Genomic DNA, 16,696 nt, shown 5'->3' on the forward strand with positions numbered 1-16,696 from the left:
CAACTAATAAATTAGTTAAAACTTTTAAGGTTATGAAAAAGCTTTCCACACTCCTGCTCTTTAGTTTATTTTCAATATGGTGTTATGCACAAAATGCTCCGGTTTTAGATAAAGATAAGCTATTTGATTTATACCAAAGCCAGCGGTATGCGGATGCAGCGGTATACCTTAAAAATGTTTTGGGTGATGATACTCAGGATCTAAAAGCCTTAACACAGATTGGTTATTGCTTTTTAATGGCAGGAAATAATGTTGAGGCCGAAAAATATTATAGCAAGGCCTACCAGATTCAGCCTCAAAGTTTGTCTATCCTTTTTAGTTTAGGCAACATCAGTACCAAACGCGGCAACAACGATAAGGCAAAGAAGTATTATGGTGAAATTGTGAAAATCGACAGTAATAACTTCAACGTTTATAAACTACTTACCAACCTATACCCATCTGCTAAAGATTCTTTAAGATTTGTTTACCTGCTCAAAGCGAACCAAATTAATCCAAATGAAGGAGACGTTGCCGATGACCTGGCCGAAGTGCATGCTGTTAATCAAAATTACGATAAAGCTTATGAGGTACTGGATATTGCAATCAGGGCTGATCGTGAGAACCTAGTATTACAGCGGGCGAAACTTCCAATTGCTAATCAATTGAAAAAATACCCGGAAGTGATCACCTCCGGAGAGATATTAATGAAAGACGGTACAGATGCAGGTGTAATCAAAGATGTAGCTAAAGCATATTACTACACTAAAAAGTATGAAAAGGCTATTAAGCTTTTTTCGAAACTTGAAACTCTTTTGATGCAGAATGAGAATACCTTATATTTCACAAGCCTGAGTTACCGTGCGTTAAAAAACTATAAAATGGCTGCCTTTTATACTAAAAAAACAATTGATGAAGCGATTTCTCCGAATACATCCAGTTATTATGCCTTATTGGGTTTGGTATATGAAGAGAATAGTCAGTTTGCATTAGCCAACTCAGCTTATAAAAAGGGGCTGCAATTTAAAGTCAGTCCAACTATTTATTACCGACTGGCCACCCTTTATGATACGAAACTCAAAGAACCGAAGGCTGCACTCCATTATTATAATCAATATTTAAGGAGCAAACCCGATGCTGAAAATGATAAATCAGAAATTAAATTCACCAAAGATCGAATTGCACAATTGAATCTGACTGATTAAACCAGGTCTTCGAAAACTGGTTTAACATTATCCCAAAAATCATCAAGGGCGATCATTCTGGGTTTAAAGAATGAAATCAGTTCAGGCCAATGTTTTTGGTTAAGGATGCTAACGCCTGTGAGCGTGAGTGAAATTTGGCTAATCGTTTTGCCATATTCATCGGTAAAATCTCTTGTCCAGTCCCATTCTTCGCCTACAGTATTAGAGAACATAAGCTTAAACTCCTCAAACTGATCAAAAATCAAGTGACGAATATCCGAATCGGAGTGGCTCAGCTGGATAGCGATACTTGCTTTTTTGTTATCGACATCCATTTTAAAGAAGATATTTTTTACGCCCGTTTTATAATTAATCCAGTGTACGGTGCTTCCACTTGCCGAAGGAACAGGCTTCATGTATTGTCCGAAACTAATCCAAAACTGCTGCCTTAACCTGGCGGCTTCATCTTTACTGTACATCTAAATTTGTAATTCGCAATAAAACTCAGGCCAAAGGAGCCTCAACTACCAAAAGCTGCAATATTAAAGCATTAATCCTTATATTCAAAATGATAGTAATCGCAAGCTTAAAAACCATTTATGAAAGTCGAAAACAAATGTCATATCCTTTAAACGGGTTACTATCTTAAAAATAATAATTAACTGAACGCCTGTAGCGATATTAATCTTTAATTCGTTTTATAGAAAAAATCAAACAATGAAAAAACTACTCTTTATTTTCGCAATCTTCTTCGCCTTTGCATGTAAAAAAAACAATGCGGCTAACAACGATCTCACTGATTACGATTGGTCATTATCAACAGCCACAATAACTCCGGCAGTAGTTATAAACGGAAAAGCTGAAACCAATTACAGGATAGTGCAAAGTGGTTGTATAGGCGCTGAAGTGAAATTTACCTTTTTAAACGATGGCACCTACCGTTTTTTTGCGGGCGGACCAGCTTGCGATTACTGGAACTCATCAGAACAAACATATTCGAGAACAGGCAACGAAATATCGCTGAAAAATGGAAGTTCTACATCAATCTTCAACCTCGTAAATAACGAATTGAGAAATATTGCTACTCATCAAATCAATAATATTACACACACGGTTGAATATGTTTATATCCGAAAGGCAAAATAAAAAATCATACCACGTCTTTTAGAAATACAGATAACTTAAGATTACTCAGATAACAAACGACCAATAGCAATATGTAATTGATTGCTATTGGTCTTCCATTAAACGCTGCCTACTAAAGATTTACATCATACGTTTATGATTAAATCACCTATTTATTCATCAATCTGGCAACGTATTTCCCGATGATATCAAATTCCAGGTTTACGGTATCGCCTACGTGCACTTCATGTAAATTGGTATGTTCATATGTATAAGGAATAATGAAGACAGAAAACTCATCCGCTGTAGAATGAACAACTGTTAAGCTGATGCCATTTACGCAGGCTGAACCCTTTTCTACTGTTACATTTCCGGAAGTGCTATCGTATTTGAAACGGTATTCCCAACTGCCATCTAATTCTTCTCTTTTAACACAAACTGCTGTTTGATCTACGTGCCCTTGAACAATATGCCCATCCAAACGGGCATTCATTTGCATGCAACGTTCCAGATTTACCCGGCTTCCAACTTTTAAATTCCCTAAACTTGTTTTATTTAAGGTTTCATCAATGGCTGTAACTGTGTGCGATTGATCTGTTAAAGATACAACGGTAAGGCAAACCCCGTTATGCGCTACACTTTGATCGATCTTTAATTCATGGCTAATGGCCGATGAAATGGTGAAGTGAATGTTGGTATGATCATTTTTGATGGCGGTAACCTCGCCCAGCGTTTCTATAATTCCAGTAAACATGATTTATAATTATTGAGGTTTTGGCTCAAAATTCTCAATATTAGAGAAATTAAGAAACCAGTATTAATACTTTAATCTATTTTTTCTCCAGTTGGATGTTTGTAGGGTAACCTGCTCCTGTCCTGCTTTAAAAACTTCCTTCTGAAAAAACTTCGCAGCAACAATGGCAGCAATTAACGCTTCGTCACCATTTAAAGGCTTTACTTGATCTTGTTTAAAATAATTAGACACAAAATGAGTGTCGAAATTTCCAGATTTAAAAGCTTCATGTTGCATTACAAACTTACCAAAAGCAAGAGTAGTTTCTATCCCCGTAATCTCATATTCTTCTATTGCCCTAACCATTCTGGCAATGGCCTCAGCTCTATCCTTCCCATAAGTAATCAGTTTGGCGATCATAGGATCATAATAGATCGGAATTTCCATTCCCTGTTCAAAGCCGTCATCTACCCGCACACCATTTCCTTTCGGGGTTTTATAAGTTTCTAGAATGCCAATGTCCGGCAGAAAATTATTATTGGGATCTTCAGCATAAACCCGAAGTTCAACAGCATGTCCGCTAATTTTCAAATCTTCCTGACGGAAATTTAATTCGCCGCCTGCTGCGATTTTAATTTGTTCTTTGACTAAATCGATGCCCGTGATGAGTTCAGTTACCGGATGTTCTACCTGCAAGCGCGTATTCATCTCCAGGAAGAAAAAATCCAGATTTTCATCCAAAATAAACTCTACTGTTCCGGCACCAGTATAATTAACAGAACGCGCAACATCGACGGCACATTTTCCCATTTTTGCCCTGATTTCTGGCGTAAGCACAGATGAAGGAGCTTCTTCTACCACTTTTTGATGGCGGCGTTGTACTGAGCATTCTCTTTCAAAGAGGTGAACAATATTTCCGTAATTATCACCCAAAACCTGTATTTCAATATGCCTTGGGGAGGTTACATAACGTTCAATAAATACCGCACCATCGCCAAAGGCGGAAGTTGCTTCGCTCACCGCCAGGTCCATTTGCTCTTCAAAGTCATTAACATTTTCTACAATCCTCATGCCTTTTCCGCCACCACCTGCCGCAGCTTTAATCAGGATTGGAAAGCCAACTTCAATCGCCCTTTCTTTTGCTTCATCCAGATCTGTAATCGCCTCTTCCGTTCCGGGAACCATTGGAATATGATATCTTAAAGCCGCAGCTTTTGCTGATAATTTATTTCCCATGATTTCCATTGCCCCGGGAGATGGTCCGATCAAAATTAATCCTGCATCAGCAACCGTCTTTGCAAAGGCCGCATTTTCTGATAAAAAGCCATAGCCGGGATGAATGGCTTCGGCGCCGGTTATTTTGCATGCATCGATAATTTTTTCTCCAACCAGGTAACTCTGGTTGGATGGTGAAGGGCCAATATATATCGCTTCATCAGCGTACCGCACATGCAACGCATTTCGATCTGCTTCAGAAAATACAGCAACAGTTTTAATTCCCATTTCCTTGGCAGAGCGCATAATGCGCAATGCAATTTCGCCCCGGTTAGCAATTAAGATTTTGGAGATTGGGGTATGGAGATTGGAGTTTTCTGGCATTTGGCTATTTACTTTTTATTTAAACAATGTAAATTAATAGTTTCAGACGCCGGACTTCGGACTTAAAGACTACCGACTTCATTACAAATGTAATATTATTTCAATCGCACGATCAATCATCTCAGGGCTAAGATCCAGATGCGTTACCAATCTTACCGTGCTGGCACTTGTTGTACCGCAGTATAAGCCTTTTTCTTTTAATTGCTGAACAACTTTTTCGGCCGTTCCCATTGCTACCTCAAAAATAACAATATTGGTTTCCACAGGCAATACAGAAACCACGTACTTTGTGCTTAGCAACGCTTCTGCCAGGGCGTGGGCATGTTGATGATCTTCCTTCAGCCGTTCTACATGATTATCCAGTGCATAAATACCAGCAGCCGCTAAAAATCCGGCCTGGCGCATTCCTCCGCCAAATGCTTTCCGGAGTTTACGGGCTTTTTGGATCATATCTTTACTTCCCAAAAGTACAGATCCAACGGGCGCACCGAGTCCTTTAGATAAACAAACAGAGATGCCATCAAAATATTTTCCATAATCCTGTGCCTGATCACCAGTTGTAGCCAGTGCATTGAATATTCTTGCACCATCCAAATGAAGTTTCAAACCTTTAATATTACATAAGTGATGAATAGGTGCAATTTGAGTCAGGTCATAACATTTCCCGCCCCCTTTATTCACCGTATTTTCCAGCACCACCAGGCTGGAATTTGGGTAGTGAATATTGTCTTCATTAATTTCAGGCTCGATCAGTTCGGGTGTTAAAATTCCTCTTTCACCATGAAGCAACCTCACCGATGCGCCGGAGTGGAAGGCAATTCCACCAATCTCATAACGGTATACATGGGCCGTTTGGTCGCAAATTACTTCATCCATTGGCTGTGTAAAACACTTAATGGCAATTTGGTTGGTCATCGTCCCCGAAGGACAAAATAAACCAGCTTCCATATTGAAGGTGTTAGCAAGTTTTTCTTCCAGCGTAACCACCGTTTCATCCTCCCCAAAAACGTCATCGCCCACCTTCGCACTCATCATGGCATCGAGCATACCAGCGGTTGGTCTGGTTACTGTATCGCTCCTAAAATCTAAAAAGTTGTTATTCATTTGCATTAAAATTGTAAAATATTCTTAATGTTAAAAAAAAAGACCAATGCCCTTTCGAGTATAATATTAGGGTTTTGAGGCGATTAAAGCCCGTATATAGTGTATTTTTTACACACTTAAATTTCAACAACAATAAATTGTTAAAAAATTATTAAAAAAAAGGATACAAAATATAAGAGTTTTTATACTTTTATCGTGCTAAAACCAAAAATAAATAAAATGATAGTAATTGCAGACGGTGGATCGACCAAAACAAACTGGTGTCTGATTAACGAGGCCGGCAGAAAAATTTACTTTAACACCGAGGGTTACAATCCATATTTTTCAAAAGGAGAATACATTGTAAAATCTTTAAACGAAACTCTTCCAGACCACTTGGAAAGAGAAAAACTAACTGCTGTTTATTATTATGGCGCTGGATGTTCTACTCCAGGTAATGTAAAAATTGTGGCTGATGCCATGAAACAGATTTTTACAAATGCGGAAATCTTTGTTGGTCATGATCTACTTGCCTCTTGCAGGGCGCTTCTTGGAAACGAGCCAGGATTTGCTGCTATCCTTGGAACAGGTACCAACTCCTGTTTGTACGATGGAAACGACATTACGTTAAATATCGATTCTTTAGGGTACTTCCTGGGTGATGAAGGTAGCGGTTCTTACATCGGAAAACGCATTTTAAGTGATTACATGAAAGGTTACATGCCGAAGGGTTTACGTGAGGCTTTTTACGACAATTACGCATTAACCAACGAAGATATTTTCGATAACATTTACAACAAGCCATTACCTAACCGTTTCTGCGCGAGTTTCAGTAAATTCTTATACGATTTTAAAGACAACTATGAAGATTATGCATTCAGCACGATAGATTATGCTTTTACTTCATTCTTCGAAGCATTGGTTATTCATTATCCAAACTACAAAGACCATAAATTAAACTGTGTAGGTTCTGTAGGCTATAGCTTCCGTGATATTTTGAGCATTGTGGCAGACCGTTACGAAATGGGTGTTGGTAAAATCATCCGCTCACCTATAGATGATTTGGTTCACTACCATTTAGAAGCTGCTAAAAAAGTTTAGTTTTTAGCATTTAGTCCGGAGTCATTAGTCTTCAGACGTTATACCAAAAAGGTCCCGATTGAAAATTCAATCGGGACCTTTTTGGTAATATATTTATTTAGTGTTTAGTCTTTGCTCCTCGATCCCTGCTCTTTATTTCTTAATCCTTGTTCCTTGCTCTTTATTCCTTGTTCCTTTTAAAAAGAAATTTCTTTGCCAAATAACTTGGCGTATCTGCGTTTATCAAAACGATAGAGTGTTGCTGCGCGGTAAGAAACACCTTTCTGTTTTTCATCCAGCTCCTTCAACACACCAAAGCTGACGATTTTTTTCCTAAAATTTCGCTTATCAAGTTTTTTACCAAGAATCAGCTCATATACATGTTGCAACTGGGTGAGGGTAAATTTCTCGGGCAGTAACTCAAAAGCAATTGGCTGATGCTTAATTCTCCGTTTGATTTTTTCTAACCCTTTATCGTAGATTTTCTGGTGATCGAAAGCGAGTTTTGGCAAATCGGTAATGGGTAACCAGTTCGCTCGTTTAGCATAAGTACTAATCGGACGAAGTTCCTTATCACCTCCCAAACGAATTAAAGCATAATATGCCAGCGTAATTACCCTACCCTGCGGGTGCCTTCCCGGATCTCCAAAAGCATAATATTGCTCCATGTAAATACCCCGTAAACCCGTTAGTTCATATAGGATACGGGAGGCTGATTGGTCCAGGCTTTCATCTGCACCAACAATGTTACCGGGCAAAGCCCACCAGTCTTTAAATGGTTCTTCATTTCTTTCGATGAGTAAGATTTTTAGTTCCTTACCATCAAATCCAAACAAAACGCAATCTATCGAGAATACTGAATCTAAATGAGGTAAAATTTGTTCCAAGGTAAAATTTAGTTATTTTAAGCAGATAAAGGTATGACTTTCAATATTAAGTAAAAAAAATAAAAAAAATTACTTAGTGTAAAAATTACACACTATATTCGTATCATAGATGGAGCCAAATATTAAAAATATAGCTGTACTTACTTCTGGTGGCGATGCCCCAGGAATGAATGCCGCAATCAGAGCTGTTGTTCGTACCGGAATTTACCATGGCATCAACATGTTTGGTGTAATGCAAGGTTACCAGGGATTGATCACAGATAATATAAAACCAATGGATGCCCGGTCTGTAAGTAATATTTTACACTTAGGGGGAACCATATTAAAAACTGCACGTTGTTTAGAATTTAAAACAGATGAAGGCCAGCAAACTGCCTATCAGAATCTAAAGAAAAATAACATTGATGGTTTAGTAGTGATCGGCGGAGATGGAACTTTTACCGGGGCAAAAAGGTTTTCAGAAACTTTTGGCGTTAAAGTAATTGGAATTCCGGGAACGATTGATAATGACCTGGTTGGATCTGACTTTACCTTAGGTTACGATACCGCTATCAATACCGTAATTGAAGCGATTGATAAAATCAGAGATACCGCAGATGCACATGATCGCTTATTTTTTATTGAAGTAATGGGAAGAGATTCTGGCTGTATTGCACTTAGAAGTTCTATTGCAAGTGGCGCAGAAGCTGTTTTATTACCAGAGCGGGCAACCAGTGTAAATGAATTAATTACCAAACTGGCATTAGGTGCTGCAACTAAAAAGTCATCCAGCATTGTAATTGTTGCAGAAGGGCATAAACAAGGCGGCGCTTATGATATTGCTAAAAAGGTAAAAGAAACTTTTGATCATTATGATACTAAAGTAACCATCCTCGGGCACTTGCAAAGAGGGGGAAGCCCGAGTAGTTTCGATCGTATTTTAGGTAGCAGACTGGGCTTTGCAGCAGTAAATGCATTAATTGCTGGCGAAACGGAACAGATGGTTGGTTTACAGGGTAATGCGATTAAGCTTACCAGTATTACAGAGGCATTAACAGCACACAGCTTTAAACTCGAACCAGATTTAATGGAAATGACGGAAGTTTTATCTATATAATTATATGATAGCAGTTGTTTACAGTGGATCGAGAACCGCATTTTGGAAATTAACACAAAATGGACAGGTAGTAGCACATTGCAATACTACAGGGATTAATCCCACTTTTGTAGATCCGAAAATGATTCTTCAGATTCTGAACAAAAAAGTTGTTCTGGTAAACAATGCCGAAAATATTAAAAAGATTTATTTTTTTGCTGCCGGAGCTTCTTCTGCAGACCGGAAAGATGAACTTGCAGAAACTTTATCATCTTTTTTCAGATATAGCAAAGTTTTGGTAGAAAATGATCTGTTCGGCGCGGCAAAGGCTGCCTGTTACGATCAGCCGGGCATAGTAGGCATGTTGGGAAGTGGTTCCAACGTTGCGTATTTCGATGGCAAAAAATTGATGGATAATAACTTTGGCCTTGGATATATCCTGGGTGATGAAGGATCTTCAAATTATTTCGGAAAGATGCTGCTTAAAAGTTTTTTAAGTAAGCAGTTGCCGGAAGAACTGGAAGTTAAATTTGTTAGAAACTTCAACCTGGATCGCCCTCAAATTTTAGAAAGAATTTATAATAAGCCACAGGCGAATATTTTTTTAACTTCTTTCTTTGATTTTTTTACCCAAAACATTAAACATGAGTACATCCTTAGGTTAATTGATGAGGGATTTGAAAAATATTTTCAAACATACATATTACCTATGGTTGCAGAACACCATCATGAGGATTTACACTTCGTTGGTAAAGTAGCGGCAGAATTAGAAGATAGATTGCAACTGGCCGCAGAAAGGCATCAATTGAAGATAAAAACAATTATTAAAGAACCCATATTAAATTTATTAAAACATTACACTAATTAACAAAACAATGAGCAAAATTGGAATAAACGGCTTTGGCCGTATCGGCAGACTGGTTTTCAGAGCCGCATTAAAAAGAGGATTAGATATTGTAGCAATTAACGATTTGATCGAGCCAGATTACATGGCTTATATGTTAAAATATGATACAACACACGGTAAATTTGATGGCACAATTGAAGTTGTTGATGGTAACTTAGTTGTTAATGGCAAAACAATTCGTGTAACTGCTGAAAGAAACCCTGCTGATTTAAAATGGGATGCAGTTGGTGTTGAAGTAGTAATTGAATCTACCGGTTTATTTTTAACCCGTGCTGATGCTGAAAAACACATCGCTGCTGGTGCTAAAAAAGTTGTTTTCTCTGCTCCGGCTAAAGATAGCGACATCCCTACTTATGTAATGGGTGTTAACCACGATAAATTAACGGCAGATCAAACTATCGTTTCTAATGCATCATGTACTACAAACTGTTTAGCGCCAATTGCTAAAGTATTAAACGATAACTTCGGTATTGTTGAGGGTTTAATGAGTACTATTCACGCGGTAACTGCAACTCAAAAAACAGTAGATGGTCCTTCGGCTAAAGACTGGAGAGGCGGACGTGGTGGTTTCTCTAACATCATTCCTTCATCAACTGGTGCTGCAAAAGCAGTAGGTATGGTATTACCTGAATTAAAAGGTAAGTTAACTGGTATGTCTTTCCGCGTTCCTGTAGCTGACGTTTCTGTTGTAGATTTAACCGTTCGTTTAGAAAAAGCTGCAACTTACGAAGAAATTAAAGCTGCAATGAAAGCTGCTTCTGAAGGTGAATTAAAAGGTGTATTGGCTTACACTGAAGACGAAGTTGTTTCTTCTGATTTCATTGGAGATGATCACGCTTCTATTTTCGATGCAAAAGCAGGTATTTCATTAAATGATAACTTTGTAAAAGTTGTTTCATGGTATGACAATGAGTGGGGATATTCATCTGCACTTGCTAAATTCGTAGAATACTACGCAAGTTTATAGTAGAAAAAAGCCATAAAGCTAAATAAAGTAGTTTAAAAGCGACAATGCCATTGGCATTTGTCGCTTTTCTTTTTAAAGATCTATTTCACTAATAAAAATGTTTTTTATTTTATCACAAAAATCAAATAATACTTATACTTTTCATCATAAATAACCATTTACCTATATAAATCAATTAAAAAAGACTCAAAAACTAAATAATTGACATCAAAAACCTTTTTTTACATAAAAAATGAACTTATGTAGGCATTTTTTATAAAAATTTAACATTTACTTAACATATTTTCACTGTATATTCGCTGCGTGGTAGTTTTAGTAATAGATTTCAGCATAAAACTTACTCCGGATAAAAAATGACAAAAAAAATATATAAAAATTTCATAGTGTATTTTTTACACTATCATTTTTTTTTACTATATTTGTAGAGTAATAAACGCAAAGATGTTTATTCAAATAAAAAAGATAAATCATTCTCCTGAAAAATAGCATTTAGATGGAGGATTAAAGACAAAGCCTGGCTCATAACAGGTTTATATTTGGTTAGAAAAAAAGGAGACGCTTGGATGAGGTCTCCTTTTTCTTTTTACGAATAGTTTTGAAATAATCATGCAGAAATATGATCTTTTGATTCCCTTAAAAATGATGAAACAAAAAAAGCCTTTCTTACGAAAAGCTTTTTAGTTTTAATCTAAACCGTCCCAAGTTTCAATTCTAACTTGGGTTAAAGTTACAGCATTGACCTACTTTTACCAACGGGCCGGTTTAACTTGTTCCTTATACGTATAATTATGTGAAATATTGAGAAGGTGTTTTGACTGATTGACTGATCCGACTCATTATGCATTCAAATAATAGCGGTTGATTTGATTAATTGCGATTTGATTTAACCAGGAGAAGATTTTCAGTTTCGTTTCATCAAAAAAAGTAATTGAAGTCCATACTTCAAGAAATATTTTCTCAAGAATAATTTCTGCTGTTGGTTCATCTCCAACTTCCCTCAGTACCAAACCAAACAGTGCCGCGGCATACTTTTTATATAATAATCTAAATGCCTCCGGATCGTGCCCCCTTAAGCTTTCAAAAAAGATTTCCTGATCTGATAACCAAATACTTCGGCCCGAACCTCCTTCTTGTTGTTTTAACCCGTTAAATGAAAATTGCATTTCTGATCAGTATAAAGCCTTAACACCTAGAAAGTTGCATTTGTTCTTTCCTATAGCGATATATCGAACAACCAGCCGGAATACGAGATGATTTAAGAAGTAGACCCATTTAAATATATCCAAATGAACATCGATCAACCATTAATTCTCTACTTCCGCCACATTGATTGGCCGTAAAAGATTCGATCTTGTTTCGTACATTTGCCTTGAACATGAAAATTTTAGTCTACTTTTTGAGTTTTTCCATTTTACTATTGTCTTGCATTACTTGCGAAGATCGTTTGGATATTGCTCAGACTGAAGGTTTAAAGTTAGCGGTGGTTAAGGTTTCTAAAACTAAAGCTGCGCCAGATAATGATAACTGTTCTCCACTTTGCACCTGCAACTGTTGCGGGCAGCCTGTAGTCAGCATCAACAACAACACGGCAAGCTCTTTTCTCAAACTAATTTCTTCTGATAACCTTAAATCTGGCTACCAAAGTAGAAACGTAACCGAATTTAGCCGAAACATCTGGCAACCGCCAAAATTGAATACCGGGAATATCGGGTAACCGAAATTAACAGTGACCAGGATTTTGGTCTATTTATTCAATTCATAACATTCAGATGCAAAAAATAACATTATTGCTATGCACTTTCTTGTGTGTAGCCACTACCTACGCACAAAACAGTTTAAAAATATTAGTTAAAAATCAGGCAGATCAAACGGTACTTAGTAATGTAACCATCATGATTAAAGGCTCAAACCTCATCACAAAGACAGCAGCAGATGGTACTGCAGGTTTTTCCAATGTTCCAAATGGTAACCAAACCATTATCATCAGAAACGTAGGCTTTGAGGAACAACATTTAAATTTAACTTTTCCATTAACCCAGGATAAAATTTATGAGGTCATATTGACTCCAGCTTCAGATGAACTTGAGGAAGTGATCGTTTCATCTACCCGAACCAGCAGAACAATTCAAAATACCCCCACCAGAGTCGAAACCATCGAGCTGGAAGAGATTAATGAGAAAAGCAACATGCGACCTGCAAATGTTTCCATGATTCTGCATGAGAGTACTGGTATTGCCGTTCAGCAGACTTCTGCAACAAGTGCCAATGCTAGTATCAGAATTCAAGGACTTGACGGACGATATACGCAACTGCTGAAAGACGGCTATGCAAGCTTTGGGAATTTCGCCAGCGGGCTGAGTATTCTTGAAATTCCTCCGCTAGACCTCGCACAGGTAGAAATTATTAAAGGTCCGTCATCAACACTTTATGGTGCAGGCGCGATTGCCGGAGTGGTCAACTTCATTTCAAGAACGCCACGAGAAAAAGCTGATTTTAATTTCATCCTCAATCAATCAAACGTTGGGCAAACCAATATTGGTGCATTTAGCATGCAACGAAAGGGAAAATTGGGCTACAGTATTTTGGCACTAACCAATTTCCAAAAAGCTTACGACGTGGATAAGGATGATTTTACCGAACTTCCTAAAACGGATGATTTCACCCTCCATCCGAAGTTATTTTACTATCCAAATGAAAAAACTACCTTGATTATCGGCAACGCTTTTACTAAAAGTAACCGGACAGGTGGAGATATATTTGTTGTAAATGATGAAGCAGATGGAAATCACAGATACTTTGAAAGCAATAAGAGCATCCGTAATACGTCTACCTTAGATTTCGGTTATAAAGTAAATGAATCAGATTTACTGAAAGTTAAAACCAGTTTCAATTACTTTAAGCGGGATATCGCGATTCCGGATTACACTTTTAACGGGATTAATTATAATGCCTATACGGACATTAGCTACCTTAAAAACATTAGTAACCAAAGTTTAATTTTTGGGTTAAACATTGTTTACGATAAGTTTGCAGAGCAGAATCAAATACCTGGCCTGGCAAAGAACTTTACCACCAGAACTGCCGGCCTTTATGCGCAGCAAACCTGGGATATATCTGATCGTTTTAAATTAGAAAGTGGTATAAGGTTAGATCTGGTTAATTATTTCAATGCTTTCTACCGCAAGAATGAGGCCTTCGTGCTCCCAAGAATCTCTGCCCTTTATAAAATTAATGATCACTGGAGCTCTAGAATTGGTGGTGGTTTAGGTTATAAAACGCCTACACTTTTTACCGAACAAACTGAAACCTTTCAATATCAAAACCTGCTGCCACTAAACAATGTAAAAGCAGAGCATAGTTATGGAGGTACTGCAGATATAAATTATAAAACGGCCATCGGCGAAGATTGGTTAATCAGCTTTAATCAAATGTTCTTCTATACTAAAATAAACAATTCAACTATTCTGATTCAGGATCAATTGGGGACGTTTCATTTTGAAAACACCAAAGAGCCGGTAAGAAGTTTGGGTTTTGAAACAAATGCAAAAATTATTTTTAAAGAATATTTTAAGCTTTTTGCAGGTTATACTTTTACGGATGCGAAGGCGAATTATCTTCCTGTGATTCAAACCATCAGGCTTTTGCCCAAAAACAAAGTCAACCTCGCGTTGCTTTATGAAAAAGAAAGCAATTTTAAACTAGGTCTCGAGGGCTATTTTACCGATCGCCAATACCTCTATAACAATTTACAAACCAACTCTTTCTGGGAATTCGGTTTCATGGCAGAAAAGGTATTTGGCAAGATTTCTGTATTTATCAACGCAGAAAACTTTACGGATACCAGGCAAAGTCGTTATAAGAGTGTGGTAAATGGTTCGCATTTGAATCCAACATTTGATGATATTTGGACACATACAGAGGGCAGAACCTTTAATGGTGGAATTAAATTGAAGCTTTAAAAATATTACTGCTTATTTAAAAAAAATAACTGTTGCACAAGAAAACTATTATTGTATCTTTGCACCCTCTCTGGAAGCTTCCACTCCAGAGTTTAAGAAAGCCTTCCAGCAATGGAAGGCTTTTCTTATTTAGAGTTATTTGCTTTTGAATATGACTACAGCCAATGGTGGCAATGTAATATCGATAGCATATTCCTGATTACCGTAACCTTCTTTATGAGTCACAATTTCCCCTTTGTTGTTGATTCCACTTCCATAGTAAACAATATCATCGGTATTAAAAATTTCTTTCCATTTGGTTTTAAATGGCACACCAATGCGGTAATGCTCCCGGACAACCGGGGTTAAGTTGATTGCAATTACCAAAGTATCTTTTGCTTTCGGGCCTTTCCTCATGAACACATAAACAGATTCATTTGCGTTATCCGCGTCAAGCCACTCAAAACCTTCGTGACTAAAATTAAAATGATAAAGTGCCGGTTCTTTTCTATACAAAAAATTTAGTGCCTTTACAGTTTCCTGCATCCCTTTATGACCAGGATACTGAAGCAAGTGCCAGTCTAATGACTGGGTAAAGTTCCACTCACTGGTATCGCCAAACTCATTGCCCATAAACAGTAGTTTAGCACCCGGGTGCGTAAACATATAACCGTAAAGTGCCCTTAGGTTGGCAAATTTCTGCCAGTCATCACCTGGCATTTTGTATAACATTGGCGATTTTCCATGTACCACTTCATCATGAGAGAAAGGGAGCATAAAATTCTCGGTGAAAGCATATGTCATGCTAAAGCTTAACTGATGATGGTGGTGTTTCCTGGCAAGTGTATCGATTTTAAAATACTTCAAAGTATCATTCATCCAACCCATCATCCATTTCATACCAAAGCCCAGGCCACCAGCATGTACGGGATGCGTAACGCCTGGATAAGTACTGCTTTCTTCGGCAATGGTTTGCACACCGTCGAAATTACCATACACAGCTACATTTAGATCTTGCAGAAACTGAATGGCACCCAAATTTTCGCTGCCTCCATATTCATTTGTTGCAGCATCTCCGTCCGCTCTGGAGAAATTAAAGTACAACATTGAGGCTACGGCATCCACCCGCAATCCATCGGCATGGTATTGATCCAGCCAGAAAAGTGCATTACTGATTAAAAATGAACGGACTTCGTTCCGATCGTAGTTGAAGATATACGATTTCCAATCCGGATGAAAGCCTTTCCGCATGTCTGCATGTTCATATAAGTGCGTTCCATCGAACTCATAAAGCCCATGTCTGTCGCCCGGAAAATGTGAAGGTACCCAGTCTAAAATCACCGCAATATCGGCCTTATGCAGGGCATCAATCAGAAACATTAAATCCTGTGGTGATCCATAACGGGAGCTGGCACCAAAATATCCTGTAATCTGATAGCCCCAGCTTGGAAAGTAAGGAAATTCCATTACCGGCATTAATTCTACATGAGTAAAACCCATTTCCTTTACATAAGGCACTAATCTTTCGGCCACTTCGCGTGCATTTAGTACGCGTTCAGGATTTTCCGGATCACGCTCCCATGAGCCCAAATGCAGTTCGTAAACAGAAATCGGCTGGTTAAGGGCATTAATTTTTGCTCTTTTTGCTAGCCAGGATTTATCTGTCCAGTTATAGTTTGTATCCCAAACCACACTGGCTGTTTGAGGTGGATGTTCCCATTTCCTGGCATAAGGATCGCCTTTTAAATGTTCCGAATCATCGTAGCCCTTAACAAAATATTTATATACTTCTCCTTTAGCAATTTCGGGTATAAATCCTTCCCAGATTCCAGACTTGTCTTCCCTTTTATAAAGTGGATGAGTGGCAGTATTCCAATCATTGAAATTACCTACTACGCCAACTTTTTGCGCATTTGGCGCCCATACCGAAAAATATGTTCCATCCGTATTATTAATAGCAAGGAGGTGGGAACCCATTTTTTCATATAACCTAAAATGCTTTCCAACGGAGAAAAGATCTATATCATAATCTGTAAAAAGGCTGTATACCCAAACTGGCTTACTGGTATCTATTGGAGGCACGGCTATATTTTTTTTCGAAACTCTTTTTGCTGGCATAGTAATTAGACTAGATATATT

At 37.8% G+C, this 16,696-nt stretch carries 15 protein-coding genes; 8 read left to right on the plus strand and 7 right to left on the minus strand.

The window, feature by feature from the left end; genetic code table 11:
• Positions 1–32 precede the first annotated feature (32 nt).
• Positions 33–1,184, plus strand: a complete 1,152-nt coding sequence (locus GJU39_RS05555) for a tetratricopeptide repeat protein (RefSeq protein WP_154279710.1) — start codon at positions 33–35, stop codon at positions 1,182–1,184.
• Here the strand turns inward: GJU39_RS05555 and GJU39_RS05560 are convergent.
• Entirely contained in the window at positions 1,181–1,642 is a 462-nt protein-coding gene (locus tag GJU39_RS05560) for a DUF4268 domain-containing protein (protein ID WP_154279711.1), read from the minus strand. The two genes, GJU39_RS05555 and GJU39_RS05560, sit on opposite strands and share 4 nt — an antisense overlap.
• 238 nt (positions 1,643–1,880) lie before the next feature.
• Between GJU39_RS05560 and GJU39_RS05565 the strand changes: the two genes are divergently transcribed.
• Positions 1,881–2,309, plus strand: coding sequence for a hypothetical protein (locus tag GJU39_RS05565; RefSeq protein WP_154279712.1), 429 nt, complete (start codon positions 1,881–1,883; stop codon positions 2,307–2,309).
• 148 nt (positions 2,310–2,457) lie between these two features.
• Here GJU39_RS05565 and GJU39_RS05570 read toward each other — a convergent pair whose 3' ends face one another.
• The 3 genes from GJU39_RS05570 to GJU39_RS05580 all read right to left on the minus strand — a co-directional run bounded on the left by GJU39_RS05570 (position 2,458) and on the right by GJU39_RS05580 (position 5,724).
• Positions 2,458–3,042, minus strand: a complete 585-nt coding sequence (locus GJU39_RS05570; protein WP_154279713.1) for a riboflavin synthase — start codon at positions 3,040–3,042, stop codon at positions 2,458–2,460.
• A gap of 63 nt (positions 3,043–3,105) precedes the next feature.
• Positions 3,106–4,620 carry an acetyl-CoA carboxylase biotin carboxylase subunit gene (accC, locus tag GJU39_RS05575; protein ID WP_154279714.1) on the minus strand — a complete coding sequence of 505 codons (1,515 nt, stop codon included), beginning with the start codon at positions 4,618–4,620 and terminating at the stop codon, positions 3,106–3,108.
• An 81-nt stretch (positions 4,621–4,701) separates the two neighbouring features.
• Positions 4,702–5,724, minus strand: a complete 1,023-nt coding sequence (locus tag GJU39_RS05580) for a threonine aldolase family protein (protein ID WP_154279715.1) — start codon at positions 5,722–5,724, stop codon at positions 4,702–4,704.
• 219 nt (positions 5,725–5,943) lie between these two features.
• Here GJU39_RS05580 and GJU39_RS05585 point away from each other — a divergent pair, with 219 nt between their 5' ends.
• Positions 5,944–6,804: a BadF/BadG/BcrA/BcrD ATPase family protein gene (locus GJU39_RS05585; protein WP_154279716.1), complete on the plus strand. Its 861-nt coding sequence runs from the start codon at positions 5,944–5,946 to the stop codon at positions 6,802–6,804.
• Positions 6,805–6,980: 176 nt separating this feature from the next.
• Here the strand turns inward: GJU39_RS05585 and GJU39_RS05590 are convergent, their stop codons facing one another.
• Entirely contained in the window at positions 6,981–7,670 is a 690-nt protein-coding gene (locus tag GJU39_RS05590) for an NUDIX hydrolase (RefSeq protein WP_154279717.1), read from the minus strand.
• Between the two features lie 109 nt (positions 7,671–7,779).
• On the opposite strand from GJU39_RS05590, the gene pfkA reads away from it, so the two are divergent.
• From pfkA to gap, 3 genes are read left to right on the plus strand one after another with little or no spacing between them, the layout of a single operon-like run.
• Entirely contained in the window at positions 7,780–8,766 is a 987-nt protein-coding gene (gene pfkA / locus GJU39_RS05595; RefSeq protein ID WP_154279718.1) for a 6-phosphofructokinase, read from the plus strand.
• Between the two features lie 4 nt (positions 8,767–8,770).
• The gene (locus GJU39_RS05600) at positions 8,771–9,613 is read left to right on the plus strand and encodes a hypothetical protein (RefSeq protein ID WP_154279719.1); all 843 of its coding nucleotides are present in this window, start codon (positions 8,771–8,773) and stop codon (positions 9,611–9,613) included.
• Between the two features lie 7 nt (positions 9,614–9,620).
• Entirely contained in the window at positions 9,621–10,619 is a 999-nt protein-coding gene (gene gap / locus GJU39_RS05605; protein ID WP_154279720.1) for a type I glyceraldehyde-3-phosphate dehydrogenase, read from the plus strand.
• An 836-nt stretch (positions 10,620–11,455) separates the two neighbouring features.
• Here the strand turns inward: gap and GJU39_RS05610 are convergent.
• Entirely contained in the window at positions 11,456–11,782 is a 327-nt protein-coding gene (locus GJU39_RS05610; RefSeq protein ID WP_154279721.1) for an RNA polymerase sigma factor, read from the minus strand.
• 212 nt (positions 11,783–11,994) lie between these two features.
• On the opposite strand from GJU39_RS05610, the gene GJU39_RS05615 reads away from it, so the two are divergent.
• Together GJU39_RS05615 and GJU39_RS05620 are read left to right on the plus strand one after the other, a co-directional pair.
• Complete coding sequence (locus GJU39_RS05615; protein WP_154279722.1) at positions 11,995–12,333, plus strand: DUF6660 family protein; 339 nt, start codon at positions 11,995–11,997, stop codon at positions 12,331–12,333.
• Between the two features lie 55 nt (positions 12,334–12,388).
• On the plus strand, positions 12,389–14,578 hold the full coding sequence (locus GJU39_RS05620) for a TonB-dependent receptor (RefSeq protein WP_154279723.1): 2,190 nt from the start codon (positions 12,389–12,391) through the stop codon (positions 14,576–14,578).
• A gap of 135 nt (positions 14,579–14,713) precedes the next feature.
• On the opposite strand, the gene glgB is transcribed toward GJU39_RS05620, so the two are convergent.
• Positions 14,714–16,675, minus strand: coding sequence for a 1,4-alpha-glucan branching protein GlgB (gene glgB, locus GJU39_RS05625; protein WP_154279724.1), 1,962 nt, complete (start codon positions 16,673–16,675; stop codon positions 14,714–14,716).
• Positions 16,676–16,696: the final 21 nt, after the last annotated feature.

Origin of the sequence: Pedobacter petrophilus, from assembly GCF_009674725.1 — a bacterium.
Classification (GTDB): domain Bacteria; phylum Bacteroidota; class Bacteroidia; order Sphingobacteriales; family Sphingobacteriaceae; genus Pedobacter; species Pedobacter petrophilus.

What these genes read in the sequence shown, in the direction of transcription:
- gap (WP_154279720.1), top strand. Translation starts at nt 9,621, where the DNA reads ATGAGCAAAATTGGAATAAACGGCTTTGGCCGTATCGGCAGACTGGTT.
- GJU39_RS05555 (WP_154279710.1), top strand. Translation starts at nt 33, where the DNA reads ATGAAAAAGCTTTCCACACTCCTGCTCTTTAGTTTATTTTCAATATGG.
- pfkA (WP_154279718.1), top strand. Translation starts at nt 7,780, where the DNA reads ATGGAGCCAAATATTAAAAATATAGCTGTACTTACTTCTGGTGGCGAT.
- GJU39_RS05600 (WP_154279719.1), top strand. Translation starts at nt 8,771, where the DNA reads ATGATAGCAGTTGTTTACAGTGGATCGAGAACCGCATTTTGGAAATTA.
- GJU39_RS05585 (WP_154279716.1), top strand. Translation starts at nt 5,944, where the DNA reads ATGATAGTAATTGCAGACGGTGGATCGACCAAAACAAACTGGTGTCTG.
- GJU39_RS05570 (WP_154279713.1), bottom strand. Translation starts at nt 3,042, where the DNA reads ATGTTTACTGGAATTATAGAAACGCTGGGCGAGGTTACCGCCATCAAA.
- glgB (WP_154279724.1), bottom strand. Translation starts at nt 16,675, where the DNA reads ATGCCAGCAAAAAGAGTTTCGAAAAAAAATATAGCCGTGCCTCCAATA.
- GJU39_RS05610 (WP_154279721.1), bottom strand. Translation starts at nt 11,782, where the DNA reads ATGCAATTTTCATTTAACGGGTTAAAACAACAAGAAGGAGGTTCGGGC.
- GJU39_RS05560 (WP_154279711.1), bottom strand. Translation starts at nt 1,642, where the DNA reads ATGTACAGTAAAGATGAAGCCGCCAGGTTAAGGCAGCAGTTTTGGATT.
- GJU39_RS05615 (WP_154279722.1), top strand. Translation starts at nt 11,995, where the DNA reads ATGAAAATTTTAGTCTACTTTTTGAGTTTTTCCATTTTACTATTGTCT.
- accC (WP_154279714.1), bottom strand. Translation starts at nt 4,620, where the DNA reads ATGCCAGAAAACTCCAATCTCCATACCCCAATCTCCAAAATCTTAATT.
- GJU39_RS05580 (WP_154279715.1), bottom strand. Translation starts at nt 5,724, where the DNA reads ATGAATAACAACTTTTTAGATTTTAGGAGCGATACAGTAACCAGACCA.
- GJU39_RS05565 (WP_154279712.1), top strand. Translation starts at nt 1,881, where the DNA reads ATGAAAAAACTACTCTTTATTTTCGCAATCTTCTTCGCCTTTGCATGT.
- GJU39_RS05620 (WP_154279723.1), top strand. Translation starts at nt 12,389, where the DNA reads ATGCAAAAAATAACATTATTGCTATGCACTTTCTTGTGTGTAGCCACT.